Here is a 20,380-nt window from a genome sequence, read left to right as displayed (position 1 = left end):
CATCATGAACGCTGCCCTGCAAGACGAACCCGGCGAAGACATTGCCCAGGCCCTCGAGGACGGCTGGCTGCCGATTCGCGAAGTGGCGCGCCAGACCGGCGTCAACGCCGTGACCCTGCGCGCCTGGGAACGCCGCTACGGCCTGATCGTTCCCCAGCGCACGCCCAAAGGCCATCGGCTGTTCAGCGCCGAACATGTACAACGCATCCACGCCATCCTGACCTGGCTCAACCGCGGCGTACCGGTCAGTCAAGTGAAAGGCTTGATCGACTCCAACCAAGGCAGCCCCGACACCGTCGAAAATGAATGGCATACCCTGCGCCAGAACCTGGTAACCGCGATCAGCGAGTTGGCCGAGCGCCGAGTCGACGACGCCGTCAACCAAGCCATGGCGCTGTACCCGCCACGCACGTTGTGCGAACAACTGATGCTGCCACTGCTCAATGAGCTTGAAAAAAGATGGCAGGGCCAATTTGGCGCGCAGATGGAGCGGGTGTTTTTCCTGTCCTGGCTGCGCAGCAAGTTCGGCGCGCGCATCTACCACAACAATCGCCAACTCCAAGGTGCCCCGCTGCTGCTGGTCAACCACTCCGACCTGCCGTTGGAGCCGCACCTGTGGCTCAGCGCCTGGCTGGCCAGCAGCGCCGACTGCCCGGTGGAAGTCTTCGATTGGCCCCTGCCGGCTGGCGAACTGGCCCTGGCGGTGGAACACCTGCAACCGCGCGCCGTGCTGCTGTATTCAAGCAAGGCCCTCCACCTGTCGGCACTCAGCAAACTCTTGAGCGGCGTCAGTTGCCCGACCTTGATTGCCGGACCAACGGTATGCATCCACCAGGCCGAGTTAGCCGTATTAACCCGTGACACTCCTGAGTTGTTCGTGGCCGAAGACCCGTTGTCGGCCCACCAGTTACTGATCCAGCGTGGAATTGTTTAAATGCATTTGATCTGGCTGCGCACCGACCTGCGCCTACACGACAACACCGCCCTGGCCGCCGCACGCCAGCGAGGCCCGCTGGCGGCCGTGTACCTGATCACCCCCGAGCAATGGCTGGCCCACGATGACGCGCCGTGCAAAGTCGACTTCTGGCTGCGCAACCTGCAGCACTTGAGCCAGGCGCTCGGCGAGCTGAACATTCCCCTGCTGATCCGCACCGCCGCCACCTGGGCCCAGGCGCCCGGCGTGCTGAGCACGCTGTGCCGGGAACTCGCGGTCGAGTCGTTGCACGTCAACGAGGAATACGGCATCCACGAGAGCCGCCGCGATACCGCAGTGGCCAAGGCACTGCAAGCAGACGGCGTGACCTTCCACAGCTACCTGGACCAACTGTTCTTCCAACCCGGCAGCGTGCTGACCAAAACCGGCACTTACTTCCAGGTCTTCAGCCAATTCCGCAAAGTCTGCTACACGCGCCTGCACAGTGCCTTGCCGCGATTGGTGGCCACACCAGAAGCCCAGGCAACACTGCACCTGAAAAGCGACCCCATTCCAACCCACGTCGAAGGTTTCGAGCCGCCCAGCGACACGTTGCGCGCCCTTTGGCCAGCCGGTGAAGACGAGGCGCGCCGCCGCCTCGATGCCTTCGCCGATCAACAAATCAGTTACTACAAAGACGAGCGCGACTTCCCGGCCAAACCCGGCACCAGCCAGCTTTCCGCCTACCTCGCCGCCGGTGTGGTTTCGCCGCGCCAGTGCTTGCATGCCGCCTTGCACACCAATCAGGGCGAGTTTGAAAGTGGCGACATCGGCGCAATCACGTGGATCAACGAGCTGCTGTGGCGCGAGTTCTACAAGCACATTCTGGTGGGCTACCCACGGGTTTCCCGCCACCGTGCCTTTCGCCCCGAAACCGAAGCAGTGGCGTGGCGCGATGCGCCCAAGGACCTCGCCGCCTGGCAAGAAGCGCGCACCGGCCTGCCGATCATCGACGCCGCCATGCGCCAGTTGCTCGAAACCGGCTGGATGCACAACCGCCTGCGCATGGTGGTGGCGATGTTCCTGACCAAGAACCTGCTGATTGACTGGCGTGAAGGCGAGCGTTTCTTTATGCGCCACTTGATCGACGGCGACTTGGCCGCCAACAACGGCGGCTGGCAATGGAGCTCATCCACCGGCACCGACTCGGCGCCGTATTTCAGGATTTTCAGCCCGTTGAGCCAGTCGGAAAAATTCGACGGCGAAGGCGTGTTTATCAAGCACTGGCTGCCAGAGCTGGCCGCGCTGAATAAAAAGGAAGTGCACAACCCCGAGGCAGTTGGCGGCCTGTTTGGTGTAGCGAACTACCCGCGCGCGATTGTTGACCTGAAAAAATCCCGCGAACGCGCATTGGCCGCTTTCCGCAGCCTGCCTTCACGTCAGGAGGTGGCCGAGCATGAGTGACTTCCTGCGCAGGTTCGCCCAGGCCTTTGCCACGCTGGACAAGCACAACCTGCACCTGCTCGACAGCCTGTACAGCAAAGACATCGCCTTCGCCGACCCGCTGCATGAAGTGCACGGGCTGCCCGCAATGCACCGCTACTTTGCCGAGCTGTACAGCAATGTCAGCCAACTGCGCTTCGACTTCCACGGCTTCGACCAAGTGGGCGAAGGCGAAGGCTACCTGCGCTGGAAAATGAGTTTTTGCCACCCGCGGCTGAACAACGGCCAAGTGATCCGGGTGGAAGGCTGCTCACACCTGATGTGGCACGACAAAGTGTACCGCCATCGTGATTACTTCGATGCCGGCGCCCTGCTCTATGAACACCTGCCAGTACTCGGCCGCGTTGTCAGTTGGCTGAAAAGGAGAATCGGATGAGCCTTTCGTTGCCCCGTCGTTATTGGTTGACCGGCGCCAGCAGTGGCATCGGCGCCTCGCTGGCCGTTGAATTACTCAACAGCGGCGCTCACGTAGCGCTCAGCTCTCGTACCAAAGGCCCACTTGAAGCACTCGCTCATCGGTATCCAGGCCAAGTATTGGTGGTGGCCGGCGACTTGACCAACAGCCAAACCGTACGCGAGATCGGCGAACACATCAGCGTGGTCTGGGGCTCTCTGGACACCGTGATCCTCAACGCCGGCACCTGTGAATACGTGGACGCGCGGCAGTTTGACTCCTCTATCGTCGAGCACGTGGTACGCACCAACCTGCTCGCGAGCAGCTATTGCATCGAAGCGGCATTGCCGCTGTTGCGCAAAGGGCAAACGCCGCACCTGGTTGGCGTCGCCAGCGCGGTGACTTATCTGCCGATGCCGCGCGCCGAAGCCTATGGTGCGTCCAAGGCCGGGCTGCGCTACCTGTTCGAATCCCTGCGCATCAGCCTGTCGCCCGAGAACATCGACGTTACGGTGATCAGCCCAGGCTTTGTCGACACGCCGTTGACCGAACGCAATGACTTCCCGATGCCCTTGAGCTGGTCCGCCGACAAGGCCGCACGGCATATCTTTGCCAAGCTGGATAAACGCCCGCTGGAAATCGCCTTTCCGGCGCTGTTTATCGCCACCCTGTGGCCGCTGTCGAAGCTGCCCAGCCGTGCTCAACTGATCATCGGCAAACGCATGTTGCGCAGCCCGCCGCCGCAGAAGGACGACCTGTGAAGATCGCCATTATCGGCAGCGGCATCGCCGGGCTCACCAGCGCCTACCTGCTCAGCCGTCGCCACGACATCACGCTGTTTGAGGCGGGCGAGCGCATCGGCGGGCATACCCACACGGTCAACGTGACGGTCGAGGGTAAACGTTATGCGGTGGACACCGGCTTTATCGTGTTCAACGACTGGACCTATCCCAACTTCATTCGCCTGCTGGGGCAGATTGGCGTTACCTTCAAACCTACCGAGATGAGCTTTTCGGTGTGCGATAAAAGCGCGGGGTTTGAGTACAACGGCAACAACCTCAACAGCCTGTTTGCCCAGCGGCGCAATATCCTGTCACCGGGTTTCTGGGGCATGTTGCGCGACATCGTGCGCTTCAACCGCCAGGCGCCGCTGGACCTGCAAGAGCAGCGCATCAGTGCCGAAATGACCCTAGGCGATTACCTCGAAGCCGAAGGGTATGGCCCGCGGTTTATCCGGCATTACATCGTGCCGATGGGCGCGGCGATCTGGTCGATGTCTTTAGCCGACATGCTCGGCTTTCCGTTGCAGTTTTTCGTGCGGTTCTTCAAGAACCACGGTTTGCTCTCGGTGAATAATCGCCCGCAGTGGTGCGTGATCGAAGGCGGATCGAGCAGTTACATCGAACCGCTGACGCGTAGCTTTCGCGAACAGATTCGGCTCAATTGCCCTGTGCATAACGTCGAGCGCACAGAGGACGGCGTAGTTATCCACAGCGCTGCCGGCAGTGAGGCATTTGATCGCGTGGTGTTCGCCTGCCACAGCGACCAGGCGCTGGCACTGCTGGCCGACCCAAGCCTGGCGGAGCAGGAAATTCTCGGAGCATTGCCCTACGCCGACAACGACGTGGTGCTGCATACCGACACGCGCCTGCTACCCGACCGCAAACTGGCCTGGGCCAGCTGGAATTACCGGCTCAGCGGCGATGCGCAAACCCAGGCCGCAGTCACCTATGACATGAACATCCTGCAAGGCATCGACAGCGCCACCACCTTTTGCGTCAGCCTCAACCAGACGCCGATGATCAACCCGCTGAAGATCCTCGCGCGCTACACCTACGCGCATCCGCAATACAGCCTCGCGGCGGTCGCTGCCCAAGGGCGTTGGGAAGAATTGGCGGGTGCGCGCAACACCTTTTATTGCGGCGCCTACTGGGCCAACGGTTTCCATGAAGACGGTGTGGTCAGCGCCTTGCGGGTGGCACAAGCCTTTGGAGAAACCCTGTGAACAGCGCCCTGTACAGCGGCTGGATCGCCCATCGCCGGTTTGCGCCCAAGGCCCACGCCTTTCGCTACCGCATCGGCCTGCTGTACCTGGACTTAAGCGAACAAGACGAAGTACTTGGGCTCTCGCCCCTGGCCGGCGCCGGTCGCCTGGCACCCTTCGGCTTTCGCCAGCAGGACTACCTGCGTGAATTTACGCGCCACGGCATGAGCTTGATCGATGCCGTGCGCCAAGAAGTCGGCAAGGCGCTGGGGCGTGAGCCTCAGGGCGTTATCTGCCTACTGACCCAGGCCCGCAGTTGGGGCCTGGCTTTTAATCCGGTGAGTTTCTTCTACTGCTTCGAGGCCGATGGGCAACTGGCCGCGATCCTGTGTGAAGTGACCAACACCCCATGGCGCGAGCGCTATCACTACGTGCTGCCGGCTCAGGCCCTCGGCGCGAATGAGCATCAGCACTTCGCCGTGGCCAAAGCCTTCCATGTGTCGCCGTTTTTGCCGCGCGACCTGGAATACCGCATGAGCTTCAGCCCGCCCGCCGCCAAGCTCGGCGTGCACATGGCCGATTGGCAGGGCGACCTGAAAGTCTTCGACGCCACCTTGAGCCTGCACAAAGAAACGCTCAACCGCGCCAGCCTGCATCGCTACCTGTGGCGCTTCCCGTGGATGACCGCCAAGACGTGCCTGGCCATTTATTGGCAGGCCATGCGCCTGTTGCTCAAACGCACACCGATTTTTTCCCATCAGGCCGCCGATGGCGCCTCTCGCACCGCAGTCGGGTATACCAAGGATCGCCGCCATGAAATCCCCTAGCTTATCGGTCAAGACAAACCGCCTGAACGTCAACGGCCTGACCAGCGCACTGCTGCGCAAGGCTGTGCTGCGCCAACTCAGCCAACTGCGCCACGGCCAGTTGGTGGTGATCGAAGACGGTGAGCGCCAGGTGTTCGGCGCACGTGAAGCGCACCTGCTGGGGGAAATCCAGATTCTTGATCCGGCCGTGTGGGGCCTGGTGGCTGCCAACGGTTCGATCGGCGCCGGCGAGGCCTTTATTCACGGTTACTGGACCACCCCGGACCTGACCGCGGTGGTGCGCGTGATGGTCAGCAACCTGGACGTGCTCGACGCCATGGAAGGTGGCCTGGCGCGCTTGGCCCGCCCGTTCACCCAAGGCCTGCACTGGCTCAACCGCAATACGCGCAAGGGCTCGCAGAAAAACATCGCCGCCCACTACGACCTGGGCAACGACCTGTTCGAAGAATTCCTCGACCCGACCATGATGTATTCGGCGGCGCAATTTCTGACGCCCGATGACACCCTGGAACAGGCGCAGTTGAACAAGCTGGAACGCATCTGCCAAAAACTCGCGATCAAACCCACCGACCATCTGCTGGAAATCGGAACCGGTTGGGGCAGCATGGCGTTGTATGCGGCGCAGCATTACGGTTGCAAAGTCACCACCACGACCTTGTCCAAAGAGCAGTTTGCCTACACCGAAAAGCGCATTGAGGCCTTGGGCCTGAAGGACCAAGTGACCCTGCTGCTGCAGGACTATCGCGACCTGACCGGCCAATACGACAAGCTGGTGTCCATCGAGATGATCGAAGCGGTGGGCCATCGCTTCCTGCCGACCTACTTCAAACAGTGCGCGCACCTGCTCAAAAGCGACGGCCTGATGCTGCTGCAAGCCATCACCATTCGTGAGCAACGTTTTGAGCAGGCCAAGAACAGCGTCGACTTTATCCAACGCTATATCTTCCCCGGTGGCGCCCTGCCCTGTGTGCAGAACATGTTGCACATCGTCAGCCGCGATACCGACATGAACCTGTTGCACATGGAAGACTTCGGCCTGCACTACGCAAAAACCCTGCGCCTGTGGCATGAGAACTTTCGCCGCGCCCATGGCCGTCTCACCGAGTTGGGCTACGATGAGTATTTCCTGCGTTTGTGGGAATTCTACTTGTGCTACTGCGAAGGCGGCTTCATGGAACGTACGATCGGCACTGCGCAGTTACTGCTGGCCAAGCCTGCGGCGATCAACCCACCATTGCTCGGGCGTTTCAGTGCTTAAACCGCTGGCGAATGCCGTACTGTTCCAGTGCGGCTGGTTTGCTTGCGTGCTGGGCGGTGACAGCCCCTGGCTGCTGGTGGCGGGCGCAGTGCTGGCCATCCACCTGCTGTGGATAAGTTCATGGTCTGCAGAGGGCCAAGTGATCCTCGCAGTGACCTTGCTGGGCACCGTCGTCGACACCTCATTACGCACCTTCGGCGTATTTCACTTCAGTTTTCCGGGGCCGCTGATTCCTTTTTGGCTGGTGCTGCTGTGGGCGTTACTCGCCACCACGCTGCGCCATTGCCTGGCCTGGAGCGCACAGCCCTGGTGGCGCGCCAGCCTGTTAGGCGCAGTCGGTGGGCCATTGTCTTATTACGCCGGTAGCCAATTGGCCGGTGTGAGTTTCGGTTACGGCACAACGCCCACCCTGATCGGCCTGGCGTTGCTGTGGGCACTGCTGTTTCCGGTGCTGCACTGGATCGCGCGGCAATTGGGGCACTGACGTCCGTCAGTGCTTTCACACGTACCGGGCGCGCTTGCCTTACACTGCGCGCCTATGACCAACATCCCCCACACTCAAATCACCGAACCCGCAGTCACTTGCTCGACGTGCGCAGCGTGCTGCTGTCAGTTGGAAGTGATGCTGATCACCGACACCGGCGTGCCGGAGCGCTACATCGATACCGACGATTGGGGCGGCGAAGTGATGCTGCGCCTGGACGACGGCTGGTGTGCGGCGCTGGACCGGGACACGATGATGTGCACGATTTACGAGCGCCGGCCGCTGATCTGCCGGGAGTTCGAGATGGGCGCGCCAGAGTGCTTGACCGAGCGCGAAGGGATTGCGACGGCGTATCGCTGACGTCAGGGCAGACAGAGATCAAAAATGTGGGAGCGGGCTTGCTCGCGAAAGCGGTGTATCAGTCAATTATTCGGTGACTGACACTGCGCCTTCGCGAGCAAGCCCGCTCCCACATTTGGTTTTGCAGTGTTCTGGAAAACTGTGTTCTGAGGTTTACAACGCCAGAGTGTAGTGCAACGAGTAGCTTTCTACACCGTCGTTGTTGCTGCTGATGCCTGCGTTGGAATAGTGCGTGGCACGAATGCCCACCTCATGCCCGCCGGCAAAGCGCAAACCAAAGCCCAGGCGGTCTTCGAACTGGAAAGCCTGGCCGATGTTGTTGTCTTCCAGGCGTGTGCGTGAGAACACCGCCACGCCGACCCCAGCCTCGATGTAAGGCTTGACCGACTCCCCGGCAAACTCATACACAAACACCGGCGAGAACGACAGGCTACTGGCGCCCGCGCGTTTGTCGCCGTCCCAGTAGGTGTAGGCGCCACTCCAGTAGCCGGTCAAACGACCGACATCGCTCTGCCACCAGCTTTTATCCCAATCCGACGTCAACCCCAGCCGATAGGTCATGGTCGAATCGCTGGTGCTCCCCACCCCAAATTCCAGGCCTGCAGCCTGAGCCGAAACAGCGTGCCCCACCACGACGGCCGCAAGCGCGGCCAAACAGAACAAACGCTTCATAAGAAACAGTCCCTTGAGAACGAAGTTGTATGGTTTTGTACAGGCTAACTCGCTATAGAAGGCGACGAATAGGCAGAAGTTCAGCTTCTATCCGCGCTATTTCACGAATTTTTCACGCGTCGAAGCTTCGCACAACTCCGGGATACTTCCATAGAGTCGGTAGGATATTTCTTAAGTGATCGACGTCACCGCTGGTCCAGAACTGGGTAGGTTCAGGGTTGCCTGCGGCCAACAGATCGCGCTCGTTCAATAAACGCTTGAGCTGGCGAGCCACGGCTGCGCCGGTGTCAATCAGGACAATGCTTGGGGTAAGCATCTGTGCCAGAAGTGGCTTGAGGAAGGGGTAGTGGGTGCAGCCGAGAATAATCGTGTCGCAGCCCGCGTTGAGCAGCGGATCGACATAGCCTTGCAACATCTGGCGCAACGCAGGGCTGCCAAGGTCGCCGGTTTCAATCAGTTCCACCAGGCCGGGGCACGGCTGGGTAATGACGCGCACGTCGGTAGCGAAACGGTCGAGCAAGGCGGCAAATTTGGCGCTTTGCAGGGTGCCGGTGGTGGCGAGTACGCCGACCACGCCACTGCGAGTAGCGGCGGCCGCAGGTTTGACGGCGGGCTCCATACCCACAAGTGGCCAGTCGGGATAGTCCTGGCGCAAATCGGCGACGGCAGCGACGGTCGCAGTGTTACAGGCAATCACAAACGCCTTGGCGCCTTGCTCGCGGAAAAACTCGGCGACGCGCCGGGAGCGCTCAAGAATGAACGCCGGGGTTTTCTCGCCGTAGGGAATATTTCCGCCGTCAGCGACGTACAGCAGTGACTCATGGGGCAGTAACTGTTGGATTTCGTCCAGCACGGTCAGGCCGCCAATACCGGAATCGAACACCCCGATGGGCGCACTCTTAACCATGCTGCGTCCCGCAGACACTGCAGCCGGGGTCGCGCTTGACACGTAATTCGCGAAAGCGCGTGGTCAATGCATCGATCAACAACAAGCGGCCGACCAATGGCTCACCGAAGCCCGCCAGCAACTTCAAAGCTTCCAGCGCTTGCAGGCTGCCGACCACCCCTACCAGCGGGCCGACGACGCCGGCTTCGCTGCAGGTCAATTCGGTGTCGCTGCCATGCCCGTATAAACAGTGGTAACACGGGCTGTCGGCGCGGCGCGGGTCAAACACCGACAGCTGACCCTCAAGACGAATCGCGGCGCCGCTCACCAGTGGCTTGGCGGCGGCGAAGCAGGCGGCGTTGACGGCTTCACGGGTGGAGAAGTTGTCGCTGCAATCGAGCACCACGTCCACCGCCGCCACCGCTGCCGCCAGCGAGTCCGCATCCAACGCCGTGCGATGGGCGAGCAACTTCACGTCAGGGTTGATGGCAGCCAGCCGGCGCATGGCCGAATCGACCTTGGTCTGCCCGACGCTGTCGGTGTCGTGGATGATCTGGCGTTGCAGGTTGGTCAGGTCAACGGTGTCGAAGTCGGCCAGATGCAACTCACCGACACCGGCCGCGGCCAGGTAAAGCGCGACGGGCGCGCCCAGGCCACCCAGGCCGACGATCAGTGCGCGAGCATTTTTCAGGCGCAACTGGCCTTCGATGTCGACATGTTGCAACAGAATCTGTCGGCTATAGCGCAACAGCTCCTGATCGGTCAGCACGGCCGGCGTCCCAGAGTGATGCGCTCATGGCCGCCGAGGTCGATGCGGCTGTGCACGTCTTCAAAGCCCTCGCTCAGCAACAGGTCACGCACGGCTGAGGCCTGATCGTAACCGTGTTCAAGCAACAGCCAACCGCCGGCGTTCAAGTGGGCCGGGGATTGGGCGATGATCAACCGCAAGTCGTCCAGACCATCATGGCCCGCCACCAGGGCGCTGGCGGGTTCAAAGCGCACATCGCCCGCCACCAGATGCGGGTCATTGTCGGCAATGTACGGCGGGTTGCTGATGATCAGGTCGAAGGTGTGATCTTGCAGGGCGCTGAACCAATGGCTGTTCAGGACCGTGGCGTTCTTCAGGTGCAAGCGCTGGCGGTTGCGCTCGGCCAAGGCCACCGCTTCCAACACACGGTCGACCGCAGTCACCTGCCAGGCTGGGCGCTCGCTGGCCAGGGCCAGGGCGATAGCCCCGCTGCCGGTGCCCAGGTCGAGGACTTTGGCGGGCGTGGCCGGCAGCAGTTCCAGTGCGGCTTCCACCAGCAACTCGGTTTCCGGACGCGGTATCAGCGTGTGAGGCGCGACCTCCAGGTCCAGCTTCCAGAAGCCTTGCTGGCCGAGGATATACGCCACCGGCTCACCGCCACGGCGACGTTGCAGGTAGCCGGCAAAGGTCAGCGCCGCTTCGCTGCTGACGATTTTTTCCGGCCAGGTGTGCAGGTAACTGCGCGATTTGCCCAAGGCAGCGGCCAGCAACAGTTCCACATCCAGACGCGCGGTGGGCGAGTCGGGCAGGTCGGCTGCGCGCAATAGGCTGGCAATGATGGTCATTTATTCACCTATCGCCGCCAATTGATCGGCCTGGTATTCGGCGAGCAAGGGCTCGATCACTGCATCAACGCCGCCGGCGAGAATCTCGTCGAGGGAATACAGCGTGAGGTTGACCCGGTGGTCGGTGACCCGGCCCTGGGCAAAATTGTAAGTACGGATGCGTTCGGAACGGTCGCCGGAGCCCACCAGCAACTTGCGCTCGCTGGCAATCGCGTTGGCGGCGGCGCTGGTCTGCTGGTCGTTGAGCTTGGCCGACAGCCAGGACATGGCCCGCGCACGGTTTTTGTGCTGGGAACGTTCTTCCTGACACTCAACCACAATGCCCGAGGGCAAGTGCGTGATACGGATCGCCGAGTCGGTCTTGTTGACGTGCTGGCCACCAGCGCCCGATGAGCGGTAGGTGTCGACACGCAAGTCCGCCGGGTTGATCTCGATGGCTTCCTGCTCGTCCGGCTCGGGCAGCACCGCCACGGTGCACGCCGAAGTGTGGATACGGCCCTGGGATTCAGTCGCCGGAACCCGCTGCACGCGGTGTGCGCCGGATTCGAATTTGAGCTTGCCGTAGACGTTGTCGCCTTCCACCCGGGCGATGACTTCTTTATAGCCGCCGTGTTCACCGATGTTCTCGGACAGAATCTCGACACGCCAGCCACGCCGTTCGGCAAAACGCGAGTACATGCGGAACAGGTCGCCGGAGAAGATCGCCGCCTCGTCGCCACCAGTGCCGGCGCGAATTTCGAGGAACACATTGCGCCCGTCGTTAGGGTCTTTGGGCAGCAACATGCGCTGCAGGTCGCCTTCCAGCTCAGCCAATTTCTCTTTGGCCTCGCGGACTTCTTCCACGGCCATTTCACGCATGTCCGGGTCGCTGTCCTTGAGCAGCGCCTGGGCGCCCTCGAGGTCGGCCTGCACCTTGGTCAGGTGCTTGTAGGTGGCCACAATCGGCTCAACTTCGGCGTATTCCTTGGAATAAGCGCGAAATTTGGTCTGATCGGCAATGACCTCGCCGTCGCCGAGCAAGGCGGTCAGTTCTTCGAAACGGTCCTGGAGCACGTCCAGTTTATTGAGCAGTGACGCTTTCATTGCGGTTTTTTATCCGAAGAGCTATCTGACGCGCCCTCACCGAGGGCAAAGAGTTCCTGGGCCATGGCCAGCGCATCGAGGCGGCCTTCGGCGGTAAGCTTTTTCAACTGAACGCTGGGGGCGTGGAGCAACTTGTTGGTCAAACCACGCGCCAGTTGCATCAACACCTCTTCGGCGCCGCTGCCGTTGGCCAGCATCCGCTGGGCCTTGATCAACTCCTCGTCGCGCAGACGTTCGCCCTGCTGACGATACGCCTTGAGCACGTCGACCGCCGCCAGTTCACGCAGGCGCACCATAAAGTCTTCGGCGCCGACGCTGACCATTTCTTCGGCGGCCTGGGCTGCGCCCTGGCGACTCTTGAGGTTTTCGGCGACCACTTCGTGCAAATCATCGACGCTATAGAGGTAAACGTCGTCCAACTCGCCGACTTCCGGCTCGATATCGCGCGGAACGGCGATATCCACCATGAAGATCGGCTTGTGCTTGCGCAGCTTCAGCGCGCTCTCGACCGCGCCCTTGCCGAGGATCGGCAACTGGCTGGCGGTGGAGCTGATGACGATATCACTGCGCACCAGTTCGGCCGGGATATCCGACAGCAGCACGGCGTGGGCGCCGAACTGCTCGGCCAGAATGCTCGCGCGCTCCAGCGTGCGGTTGGCGACCACAATACGCTTAACACCCAGCTCGTGCAGGTGGCGGGCAACCAGGGTGATGGTTTCGCCGGCACCGATCAGCAGGGCCTGGCTGCGCTGCAAGTCGCTGAAAATCTGTTTGGCCAGGCTGACGGCGGCAAACGCCACGGACACCGGGTTTTCACCGATGGCGGTGTCGGTGCGCACCTGCTTGGCGGAATTGAAGGTGGCCTGGAACAGCCGGCCCAGCAGCGGCCCCACGGTGCCGGCCTCACGCGCCACGGCGTAGGCGGATTTCATCTGCCCCAGGATCTGCGGCTCGCCCAACACCAGCGAATCGAGCCCCGAGGCGACGCGCATCATGTGACGAACTGCCGCATCCTCTTCGTGCACATAGGCACTGGCGCGCAGGTCATCGAGGTCCAAATGGTGATAATCGGCCAGCCAGCGCAGTACGACATCCGCGCAAAGATGTTCCTGCTCTATATAAAGCTCACTGCGATTGCAGGTCGAAAGGATCGCAGCTTCGCGGCTGTCGGTGAGCCGGCAGAGCTGCTGCAAGGCCTCAACCAACTGCTCTGGCGTAAACGCCACGCGCTCGCGCACGTCTACGGAAGCAGTCTTGTGGTTAATACCGAGTGCGAGGAAGGCCATTCAATATCGCTGATGATGTCGGGAAGCCGACAATTGTCCTACTTCGAAAGATCCAGAACAACCACCGTCGTCTATTGTCCTAGTAGCTTATGCCTATAAAGGCGCCAACTGAGACTCGGTTATGTTTGGCCGAAGGCTTGTGTCATGATGATCCGACCGCAGGTTAGTCGTCCTCTTCCTATATGAATAGATCTTCCGCGTTGCTCCTTGCTTTTGTCTTCCTCAGCGGCTGCCAGGCCTTGGCACCCGTGTCGCCGGACGGTACGCCGCCGGTCGAAGACAGCACCCCAGCCCCTGAAAAGCCCAAGGTTTACTCCTCGTTCAATGAAGAAACGATCTACAGCCTGCTGACCGCGGAACTCGCCGGCCAGCGCAATCGTTTCGATATTGCCCTGGATAACTACGTGACCCAGGCCATCAATACCCAGGACCCGGGCATTTCGGAGCGTGCATTTCGCATCGCCGAATACCTGGGCGCTGACCAGGCCGCGCTGGACACCTCGCTGATCTGGGCGAAAAACGCGCCGGACGACCTGGAAGCGCAGCGGGCAGCGGCCATTCAACTGGCGCGTGCGGGGCGCTATGACGACTCCATGGTCTATATGGAGAAAGTCCTGCAGGGCAAGGGCGACACGCATTTCGACTTCCTCGCGCTGTCGGCTGCCGACACCGACCAGGACACGCGCAATGGCTTGATGAAGAGTTTCGACCGCCTGCTGCAAAAACACCCCAAGAACAGCCAGCTGATTTTCGGCAAGGCGTTGCTGCTGCAACAGGATGATGAGGCCGACGCCGCACTGAAGCTGCTGGAACAGAACCCGCCGGAAGACGGCGAGATCGCGCCGATTCTGCTGCGTGCCCGCCTGCTGCAGAACCTCAATCGCGGCAAGGAAGCGGTTCCGCTGCTGGAAAAAAGCATCAAGAAGTATCCGGACGACAAGCGCCTGCGCCTGACCTATGCGCGCACGCTGGTTGAGCAGGACCGTATGGAGGACGCCAAAGTGCAGTTCGCCAACCTGGTGCAGCAATACCCGGACGACGACGAATTGCGCTATTCCCTGGCACTGGTGTGCCTGGAAGCCAAGGCCTGGGACGAGGCCAAGGGTTACCTGGAAGAGCTGATCCAGCGCGACAGCCATGTGGATTCGGCGCACCTGAACCTGGGCCGTATCGCTGAAGAACGCAACGACCCGCAGGCCGCTCTGCTGGAATACGCCCAGGTCGGCCCCGGCAATGACTACCTGCCGGCCCAATTGCGCCAAGCTGACATCCTGATGAGCAACGGCCGCACCGACGAGGCGGAAAAACGCCTGGCTGCGGCGCGCGATGCCGAACCGGACTACGCGATCCAGCTGTACCTTATCCAGGCCGAAACCTTGTCGGCCAACAAGCAGGGCGAACGCGCCTGGAAATTGCTGCAACAAGCGTTGCTGCAATACCCCGACGATTTGAACCTGCTGTACACCCGCGCCATGCAGGCGGAAAAACGCAATGACCTGGCGCAGATGGAAAAAGACCTGCGCCTGATCATCAAGCGCGACCCGGACAACGCCATGGCGCTGAACGCCCTGGGCTACACCTTGTCCGACCGTACTACACGCTACGCCGAAGCCAAGGTGCTGATCGAACAAGCCCACAAGCTCAACCCGGAAGACCCGGCCGTGCTCGACAGCCTGGGCTGGGTGAATTACCGCCTGGGTAACCTGGACGAAGCCGAACGCTTGCTGCGTCAGGCATTGGAACGCTTCCCTGACCAGGAAGTGGCCGCTCACCTGGGCGAAGTGCTCTGGGCCAATGGCAAACAGCGCGAAGCACGACAAATCTGGGAGAAGTTCCTTAAGGAACAACCCGAAAGCCCCATCCTGCGCGGCACCATCAAGCGCCTGACCGGTTCCGAGACCCTTTAAGCTTATGTTCTTGCGCCACGTTATTGTTTTCAGCCTCATCGCCTTGCTCGCCGGTTGCGCGGGCATAGGCAGCCGCGAATCCGTTGAAGGCCAGGGCAACCCGGCGCAGTGGAAACAGCACAAGGACCAGCTCAGCAGCATCGATGGCTGGCAGATCGAAGGTAAAGTCGGGGTGCGTGCGCCGAAAGATTCCGGCAGCGGCACCTTGTTCTGGCTGCAACGCCAGGATTATTACGACATTCGTCTGTCCGGCCCACTCGGCCGAGGCGCAGCACGCCTGACCGGTCGACCGGGGCAAGTCAGCCTGGAAGTGGCCAACCAGGGCCGCTATGAAGCGGCGACGCCGGAAGAATTGCTGGAACAGCAAATGGGCTGGAAGCTGCCCGTTTCGCACCTGGTCTGGTGGGTACGCGGCTTGCCCGCGCCGGACAGCAAAAGCCGCCTGAGCCTCAATGGCGACAGCCGCCTGGCCACTCTTGAGCAAGATGGCTGGCAGGTCGAGTACCTCAGCTACGTGCAACAAAGCGGTTATTGGTTGCCCGAACGCATCAAACTGCACGGCACCGACCTTGACGTCACGCTGGTGATCAAGGACTGGCAACCGCGCAAGCTGGGGCAATAACGTGTCTGTTTTAGAAAAGCGGGAATTAGTCCTGCCCTCCCCGGCCAAACTCAATTTGATGCTGCACATTCTGGGGCGCCGTGAAGACGGCTACCACGAGCTGCAGACGCTGTTTCAATTTCTCGACTACGGCGATGAACTGACCTTCGCCGTGCGCGACGATGGCGTGATCCAACTGCATACCGAATTCGAAGGTGTGCCCCACGACAGCAATCTGATTGTGAAGGCTGCAAAAAAACTTCAGGAACACTCCGGCTGCCCACTCGGCATCGACATCTGGATCGATAAAATCCTGCCCATGGGCGGCGGCATCGGTGGCGGCAGCTCAAATGCCGCGACTACGCTGCTCGGTCTCAATCATTTGTGGCAACTGGGTTGGGACCACGATCGCCTGGCCACGCTGGGCCTGACACTGGGCGCCGACGTCCCGGTTTTCGTGCGCGGGCACGCGGCTTTTGCCGAGGGCGTGGGCGAGAAACTCACCCCGGAATACCCCGAAGAGCCGTGGTATGTCGTGCTTGTTCCGCAAGTATCTGTAAGTACAGCAGAAATTTTTTCAGATCCACTGTTGACACGTAACTCTCCTCCCATTAAAGTGCGCCCCGTTCCCAAGGGAAACAGTCGAAATGACTGCTTACCGGTTGTAGCAAGGCGTTATCCAGAAGTACGTAACGCTTTGAATTTGTTAGGTAAATTTACCGAAGCAAAATTAACCGGAACTGGAAGTTGTGTGTTTGGGGGCTTCCCAAGCAAAGCTGAAGCTGATAAAGTCTCGGCCCTTCTTACAGAGACCCTTACAGGGTTTGTAGCAAAGGGAAGCAACGTTTCGATGTTGCATCGCAAGCTGCAAAGTCTGCTCTAAAGGAACCGAGTACTGGGTACTCGTTGCAACAGATACAGGGGCGTCGCCAAGCGGTAAGGCAGCAGGTTTTGATCCTGCCATGCGTTGGTTCGAATCCAGCCGCCCCTGCCATTTTCTAATACTCATCCAGGTTACCCTCAGCCTCTAGGTACTGCGCGTGTCCAAGATGATGGTCTTTACGGGGAACGCCAACCCCGATCTGGCTCGACGTGTCGTACGTCAGCTGCATATCCCTCTCGGTGACATCTCTGTCGGTAAATTCTCCGACGGCGAAATTACAGCCGAGATCAATGAAAACGTCCGCGGTAAAGACGTCTTCATTATTCAGCCGACTTGCGCTCCGACCAACGATAACCTGATGGAACTCGTCGTGATGGCTGATGCCTTCCGCCGCTCCTCAGCGACTCGAATCACAGCTGTAATCCCTTACTTTGGTTATGCCCGTCAGGATCGCCGTCCGCGTTCCGCACGTGTGGCTATCAGCGCGAAAGTCGTGGCTGACATGCTGACCGTGGTAGGCATCGACCGTGTTCTCACGGTTGACCTGCACGCTGACCAAATTCAGGGGTTCTTCGATATTCCAGTAGATAACATCTACGGCTCCCCAGTATTGGTGGATGACATCGAAGACCAGCGCTTTGAAAACCTGATGATCGTGTCCCCGGACATTGGTGGCGTCGTGCGTGCACGGGCCGTTGCCAAATCCCTGGGCGTGGACCTCGGGATCATCGACAAACGCCGTGAAAAAGCTAATCACTCTGAAGTGATGCATATCATTGGTGATGTCGAAGGGCGTACCTGTATTCTGGTTGATGACATGGTCGACACCGCCGGCACCCTGTGCCACGCGGCAAAAGCCTTGAAAGAGCACGGTGCAGCAAAAGTCTTCGCCTACTGCACACACCCTGTGCTGTCGGGCCGAGCGATCGAGAACATCGAGAACTCCATGCTGGACGAACTGGTGGTGACTAACACCATCCCGTTGTCCGCTGCTGCTCAAGCCTGTTCGCGTATCCGTCAACTGGATATCGCACCGGTAGTTGCCGAAGCGGTTCGCCGCATCAGCAACGAAGAATCGATCAGCGCGATGTTCCGTTAAGGGTCAAACCTTACGAAACATCCCACTGACGAAAAGCGCCCCGCCCCAACATACTGTTGGGGCGGGGCTTTTTTGCCCATATCGCCTTTAGCGCTGGTCGCAAACGCTGGGGCGAATGTGGTTATTTTGGAGATACAACATGAACGATTTTACTTTGAATGCTGAACTGCGTTCCGACCTGGGGAAAGGTGCGAGCCGCCGCCTGCGTCGTCTCGCAAGCCTGGTTCCAGCTGTAGTTTACGGTGGCGAAAAAGCCCCTGAATCCATCAGCATGCTGGCTAAAGAAATCGCCAAACTGCTCGAAAACGACGCGGCTTACAGCCACATCATCGAGCTGAACGTTGGTGGTTCCAAGCAGAACGTCATCATCAAGGCACTGCAACGTCACCCAGCTAAAGGCCACGTGCTGCACGCTGACTTCGTTCGCGTAGTAGCCGGTCAGAAACTGACCGCTATCGTGCCTGTGCACTTCGTTGGCGAAGCTGCTCCGGTCAAGAAAGGCGGCGAAATCTCGCACGTTGTTGCCGAGATCGAAGTGACCTGCCTGCCGAAAGACCTGCCTGAGTTCATCGAAGTCGACCTGTCGGCTGCTGAAATCGGCGACATCATCCACCTGTCCGACCTCAAAGCCCCTAAAGGCGTTGAGTTTGTCGCACTGGCTCACGGTGATGACAAAGCTGTTGCAAACGTTCACGCTCCACGCGTTGCACCAGAAGCTGAAGAAGGCGCTGCAGAGTAATTCACTCTGTATTGCCGGAGCTTGAGGAAACATCGCGGACCGAAACGTAGCGAGAAAGCGGGCGATAACGCGGCGTTTACTCTTGAGTAAATGATCTTTTGTTGTCCACTTTCGCCGCACGCAGGTTGCGGCGATGTTATCCACAACTCCAAAGGAAGGGCCCCTGTCGTGACTGCCATTAAACTGATCGTTGGCCTGGGAAATCCAGGCGCCGAATACGAACAGACCCGGCATAACGCGGGGGCCCTTTTTGTTGAGCGTATCGCCCACGCCCAAGGTGTAAACCTTGTGGCCGATCGCAAATATTTTGGCCTGACCGGGCGCTTCTCGCATCAAGGTCAGGATGTTCGTCTGCTGATTCCCACTACCTACATGAACCGTAGCGGCCAGGCTGTCGCGGCGCTTGCGGGGTTCTTCCGGATCAAACCCGAAGAAATCCTGGTGGCCCATGACGAACTGGACCTGCCACCCGGTGTTGCCAAGCTCAAGCTGGGCGGCGGGCATGGCGGGCACAACGGCCTGCGCGACATCATCGCGCAGTTGGGTAATCAGAATAATTTTTACCGTCTGCGGCTCGGCATTGGCCACCCAGGCGTTGCCAGTATGGTTTCAAATTTCGTCCTGGGTCGTGCGCCACACGCCGAACAGGAAAAACTCGATGCCAGCATCGACTTTGCCCTCGGCGTGCTGCCGGATATCTTCGCCGGTGAATGGAACCGTGCGATGAAAAACCTGCACAGCCAGAAGGCCTGACTCTTACCGAGGGGAAACACCATGGGATTCAATTGCGGCATCGTCGGCCTGCCCAACGTCGGCAAATCCACCCTGTTCAACGCCTTGACCAAATCCGGTATTGCGGCGGAGAACTTCCCCTTCTGCACCATCGAACCCAACAGCGGCATCGTGGCCATGCCGGACCCGCGCCTGCAAGAGTTGGCGGCTATCGTTAACCCTAAGCGCATCCTGCCGACCACCATGGAATTCGTCGATATCGCAGGCCTCGTGGCCGGCGCGTCGAAAGGTGAAGGCCTGGGCAACAAGTTTTTGGCCAACATCCGCGAAACCGATGCCATCGCCCACGTGGTCCGCTGCTTTGAAGACGAGAACGTGATTCACGTTTCCAACAGCGTCGACCCGAAACGCGATATCGAGATCATCGACCTGGAACTGATCTTCGCCGACCTCGACAGCTGCGAAAAGCAATTGCAGAAAGTCGCGCGTAACGCCAAGGGCGGCGACAAGGATGCCGTGGTCCAGAAAGGCCTGCTGGAGCAATTGATCGCTCACTTCACCTTGGGCAAGCCCGCACGCAGCCTGATGAAGAGCATGAACACCGACGAGAAAGCGGTGATCAAAGGCTTCCACCTGCTGACCACCAAGCCGGTCATGTACATCGCCAACGTCGCTGAAGACGGCTTCGAGAACAACCCATTGCTCGACGTGGTCAGGGCCATCGCTGAGGAAGAAGGCGCGATCGTGGTGCCGGTGTGCAACAAGATCGAAGCCGAAATTGCCGAGCTGGATGACGGCGAAGAGAAAGACATGTTCCTCGAGGCCCTGGGCCTGGAAGAGCCTGGCTTGAACCGCGTGATCCGCGCCGGCTACGAAATGCTGCACCTGCAGACTTACTTCACCGCCGGTGTCGAAGAAGTCCGCGCGTGGACCGTCAAAGTCGGCGCCACCGCGCCACAGGCTGCCGGCGTGATCCACACCGACTTCGAAAAAGGCTTTATCCGCGCCGAAGTCATCGCCTACAACGACTTCATCCAGTACAAGGGCGAAGCCGGTACCAAGGAAGCCGGTAAGTGGCGCTTGGAAGGCAAGGAATACATCGTTAAGGATGGTGATGTAATGCACTTCCGTTTTAACGTGTAAGCATTATCTGCGGTTTACGTCGCAAATAAAAAG

22 protein-coding genes and 1 tRNA gene are annotated in these 20,380 nt (G+C 60.0%); 17 read left to right on the top strand and 6 right to left on the bottom strand.

All coding sequences use genetic code 11. The features are described 5' to 3' along the window. Nucleotides 1-4 precede the first annotated feature (4 nt). From ACA065_RS03895 to ACA065_RS03855, 9 genes are read left to right on the top strand one after another with little or no spacing between them, the layout of a single operon-like run. Entirely contained in the window at nucleotides 5-934 is a 930-nt protein-coding gene (locus tag ACA065_RS03895; protein ID WP_497693400.1) for a MerR family transcriptional regulator, read from the top strand. Further along, nucleotides 935-2,377, top strand: coding sequence for a deoxyribodipyrimidine photo-lyase (gene phrB / locus ACA065_RS03890; protein WP_497693399.1), 1,443 nt, complete (start codon nucleotides 935-937; stop codon nucleotides 2,375-2,377). It begins immediately after the preceding gene. Further along, nucleotides 2,370-2,792, top strand: a complete 423-nt coding sequence (locus ACA065_RS03885) for a nuclear transport factor 2 family protein (protein WP_497693398.1) — start codon at nucleotides 2,370-2,372, stop codon at nucleotides 2,790-2,792. The genes phrB and ACA065_RS03885 overlap by 8 nt, the downstream gene beginning before the upstream one ends. Further along, on the top strand, nucleotides 2,789-3,571 hold the full coding sequence (locus tag ACA065_RS03880; protein ID WP_497693397.1) for an SDR family NAD(P)-dependent oxidoreductase: 783 nt from the start codon (nucleotides 2,789-2,791) through the stop codon (nucleotides 3,569-3,571). Before ACA065_RS03885 ends, ACA065_RS03880 begins: the two co-directional genes overlap by 4 nt. Next, nucleotides 3,568-4,815, top strand: coding sequence for an NAD(P)/FAD-dependent oxidoreductase (locus tag ACA065_RS03875; RefSeq protein ID WP_497693396.1), 1,248 nt, complete (start codon nucleotides 3,568-3,570; stop codon nucleotides 4,813-4,815). Before ACA065_RS03880 ends, ACA065_RS03875 begins: the two co-directional genes overlap by 4 nt. After that, entirely contained in the window at nucleotides 4,812-5,621 is an 810-nt protein-coding gene (locus ACA065_RS03870; protein WP_497693395.1) for a DUF1365 domain-containing protein, read from the top strand. The genes ACA065_RS03875 and ACA065_RS03870 overlap by 4 nt, the downstream gene beginning before the upstream one ends. Next, nucleotides 5,608-6,879, top strand: coding sequence for a class I SAM-dependent methyltransferase (locus ACA065_RS03865; RefSeq protein WP_497693394.1), 1,272 nt, complete (start codon nucleotides 5,608-5,610; stop codon nucleotides 6,877-6,879). Before ACA065_RS03870 ends, ACA065_RS03865 begins: the two co-directional genes overlap by 14 nt. Next, the gene (locus ACA065_RS03860; protein ID WP_497693393.1) at nucleotides 6,872-7,363 is read left to right on the top strand and encodes a DUF2878 domain-containing protein; all 492 of its coding nucleotides are present in this window, start codon (nucleotides 6,872-6,874) and stop codon (nucleotides 7,361-7,363) included. The genes ACA065_RS03865 and ACA065_RS03860 overlap by 8 nt, the downstream gene beginning before the upstream one ends. 54 nt (nucleotides 7,364-7,417) lie before the next feature. Beyond that, the gene (locus ACA065_RS03855; protein WP_016977069.1) at nucleotides 7,418-7,723 is read left to right on the top strand and encodes a YkgJ family cysteine cluster protein; all 306 of its coding nucleotides are present in this window, start codon (nucleotides 7,418-7,420) and stop codon (nucleotides 7,721-7,723) included. A 153-nt stretch (nucleotides 7,724-7,876) separates the two neighbouring features. Here the strand turns inward: ACA065_RS03855 and ACA065_RS03850 are convergent, their stop codons facing one another. From ACA065_RS03850 to hemA, 6 genes are all read right to left on the bottom strand, one after another. Beyond that, nucleotides 7,877-8,395: an acyloxyacyl hydrolase gene (locus ACA065_RS03850; RefSeq protein ID WP_497693392.1), complete on the bottom strand. Its 519-nt coding sequence runs from the start codon at nucleotides 8,393-8,395 to the stop codon at nucleotides 7,877-7,879. A gap of 112 nt (nucleotides 8,396-8,507) precedes the next feature. After that, nucleotides 8,508-9,302, bottom strand: a complete 795-nt coding sequence (gene murI, locus ACA065_RS03845) for a glutamate racemase (protein WP_497693391.1) — start codon at nucleotides 9,300-9,302, stop codon at nucleotides 8,508-8,510. After that, entirely contained in the window at nucleotides 9,295-10,050 is a 756-nt protein-coding gene (gene moeB, locus ACA065_RS03840; protein ID WP_497693390.1) for a molybdopterin-synthase adenylyltransferase MoeB, read from the bottom strand. The genes murI and moeB overlap by 8 nt, the downstream gene beginning before the upstream one ends. Beyond that, nucleotides 10,044-10,874 (bottom strand): peptide chain release factor N(5)-glutamine methyltransferase, encoded by an 831-nt coding sequence (prmC, locus tag ACA065_RS03835; protein ID WP_497693389.1) that lies wholly within the window; start codon nucleotides 10,872-10,874, stop codon nucleotides 10,044-10,046. Before prmC ends, moeB begins: the two co-directional genes overlap by 7 nt. Further along, nucleotides 10,875-11,957 carry a peptide chain release factor 1 gene (prfA, locus tag ACA065_RS03830; RefSeq protein ID WP_497693388.1) on the bottom strand — a complete coding sequence of 361 codons (1,083 nt, stop codon included), beginning with the start codon at nucleotides 11,955-11,957 and terminating at the stop codon, nucleotides 10,875-10,877. Further along, entirely contained in the window at nucleotides 11,954-13,243 is a 1,290-nt protein-coding gene (hemA, locus tag ACA065_RS03825; protein ID WP_497693387.1) for a glutamyl-tRNA reductase, read from the bottom strand. Before hemA ends, prfA begins: the two co-directional genes overlap by 4 nt. A gap of 182 nt (nucleotides 13,244-13,425) precedes the next feature. On the opposite strand from hemA, the gene ACA065_RS03820 reads away from it, so the two are divergent. From ACA065_RS03820 to ychF, 8 genes are all read left to right on the top strand, one after another. Beyond that, nucleotides 13,426-15,150: a tetratricopeptide repeat protein gene (locus ACA065_RS03820; RefSeq protein WP_497693386.1), complete on the top strand. Its 1,725-nt coding sequence runs from the start codon at nucleotides 13,426-13,428 to the stop codon at nucleotides 15,148-15,150. A gap of 4 nt (nucleotides 15,151-15,154) precedes the next feature. Further along, nucleotides 15,155-15,772 (top strand): lipoprotein insertase outer membrane protein LolB, encoded by a 618-nt coding sequence (lolB, locus tag ACA065_RS03815; RefSeq protein ID WP_497693385.1) that lies wholly within the window; start codon nucleotides 15,155-15,157, stop codon nucleotides 15,770-15,772. Nucleotides 15,773-15,830: 58 nt separating this feature from the next. Next, nucleotides 15,831-16,634, top strand: coding sequence for a 4-(cytidine 5'-diphospho)-2-C-methyl-D-erythritol kinase (ispE, locus tag ACA065_RS03810; RefSeq protein ID WP_497695294.1), 804 nt, complete (start codon nucleotides 15,831-15,833; stop codon nucleotides 16,632-16,634). Nucleotides 16,635-16,670: 36 nt separating this feature from the next. After that, nucleotides 16,671-16,745, top strand: a tRNA-Gln gene (locus ACA065_RS03805). A 46-nt stretch (nucleotides 16,746-16,791) separates the two neighbouring features. Continuing rightward, nucleotides 16,792-17,733 (top strand): ribose-phosphate pyrophosphokinase, encoded by a 942-nt coding sequence (locus tag ACA065_RS03800; protein WP_003208392.1) that lies wholly within the window; start codon nucleotides 16,792-16,794, stop codon nucleotides 17,731-17,733. A gap of 139 nt (nucleotides 17,734-17,872) precedes the next feature. Next, a complete protein-coding gene (locus tag ACA065_RS03795) occupies nucleotides 17,873-18,472 on the top strand; it encodes a 50S ribosomal protein L25/general stress protein Ctc (RefSeq protein ID WP_497693384.1) in 600 nt (199 codons plus the stop codon). Nucleotides 18,473-18,640: 168 nt separating this feature from the next. Further along, entirely contained in the window at nucleotides 18,641-19,225 is a 585-nt protein-coding gene (gene pth / locus ACA065_RS03790) for an aminoacyl-tRNA hydrolase (RefSeq protein WP_497693383.1), read from the top strand. Nucleotides 19,226-19,246: 21 nt separating this feature from the next. Next, a complete protein-coding gene (ychF, locus tag ACA065_RS03785) occupies nucleotides 19,247-20,347 on the top strand; it encodes a redox-regulated ATPase YchF (RefSeq protein ID WP_497693382.1) in 1,101 nt (366 codons plus the stop codon). The last annotated feature ends 33 nt before the right edge of the window (nucleotides 20,348-20,380 follow it).

The organism is Pseudomonas sp. LBUM1640 (genome assembly GCF_059716225.1).
The sequence above is the reverse complement of the archived record's forward strand: the minus strand, read 5'-3'. Positions and strand labels throughout refer to the sequence as shown.

What these genes read in the sequence shown, in the direction of transcription:
- ACA065_RS03895 (WP_497693400.1), top strand. Translation starts at nt 5, where the DNA reads ATGAACGCTGCCCTGCAAGACGAACCCGGCGAAGACATTGCCCAGGCC.
- phrB (WP_497693399.1), top strand. Translation starts at nt 935, where the DNA reads ATGCATTTGATCTGGCTGCGCACCGACCTGCGCCTACACGACAACACC.
- ACA065_RS03885 (WP_497693398.1), top strand. Translation starts at nt 2,370, where the DNA reads ATGAGTGACTTCCTGCGCAGGTTCGCCCAGGCCTTTGCCACGCTGGAC.
- ACA065_RS03880 (WP_497693397.1), top strand. Translation starts at nt 2,789, where the DNA reads ATGAGCCTTTCGTTGCCCCGTCGTTATTGGTTGACCGGCGCCAGCAGT.
- ACA065_RS03865 (WP_497693394.1), top strand. Translation starts at nt 5,608, where the DNA reads ATGAAATCCCCTAGCTTATCGGTCAAGACAAACCGCCTGAACGTCAAC.
- ACA065_RS03855 (WP_016977069.1), top strand. Translation starts at nt 7,418, where the DNA reads ATGACCAACATCCCCCACACTCAAATCACCGAACCCGCAGTCACTTGC.
- ACA065_RS03850 (WP_497693392.1), bottom strand. Translation starts at nt 8,395, where the DNA reads ATGAAGCGTTTGTTCTGTTTGGCCGCGCTTGCGGCCGTCGTGGTGGGG.
- murI (WP_497693391.1), bottom strand. Translation starts at nt 9,302, where the DNA reads ATGGTTAAGAGTGCGCCCATCGGGGTGTTCGATTCCGGTATTGGCGGC.
- prmC (WP_497693389.1), bottom strand. Translation starts at nt 10,874, where the DNA reads ATGACCATCATTGCCAGCCTATTGCGCGCAGCCGACCTGCCCGACTCG.
- prfA (WP_497693388.1), bottom strand. Translation starts at nt 11,957, where the DNA reads ATGAAAGCGTCACTGCTCAATAAACTGGACGTGCTCCAGGACCGTTTC.
- hemA (WP_497693387.1), bottom strand. Translation starts at nt 13,243, where the DNA reads ATGGCCTTCCTCGCACTCGGTATTAACCACAAGACTGCTTCCGTAGAC.
- ACA065_RS03820 (WP_497693386.1), top strand. Translation starts at nt 13,426, where the DNA reads ATGAATAGATCTTCCGCGTTGCTCCTTGCTTTTGTCTTCCTCAGCGGC.
- lolB (WP_497693385.1), top strand. Translation starts at nt 15,155, where the DNA reads ATGTTCTTGCGCCACGTTATTGTTTTCAGCCTCATCGCCTTGCTCGCC.
- ispE (WP_497695294.1), top strand. Translation starts at nt 15,831, where the DNA reads ATGCTGCACATTCTGGGGCGCCGTGAAGACGGCTACCACGAGCTGCAG.
- ACA065_RS03795 (WP_497693384.1), top strand. Translation starts at nt 17,873, where the DNA reads ATGAACGATTTTACTTTGAATGCTGAACTGCGTTCCGACCTGGGGAAA.
- ychF (WP_497693382.1), top strand. Translation starts at nt 19,247, where the DNA reads ATGGGATTCAATTGCGGCATCGTCGGCCTGCCCAACGTCGGCAAATCC.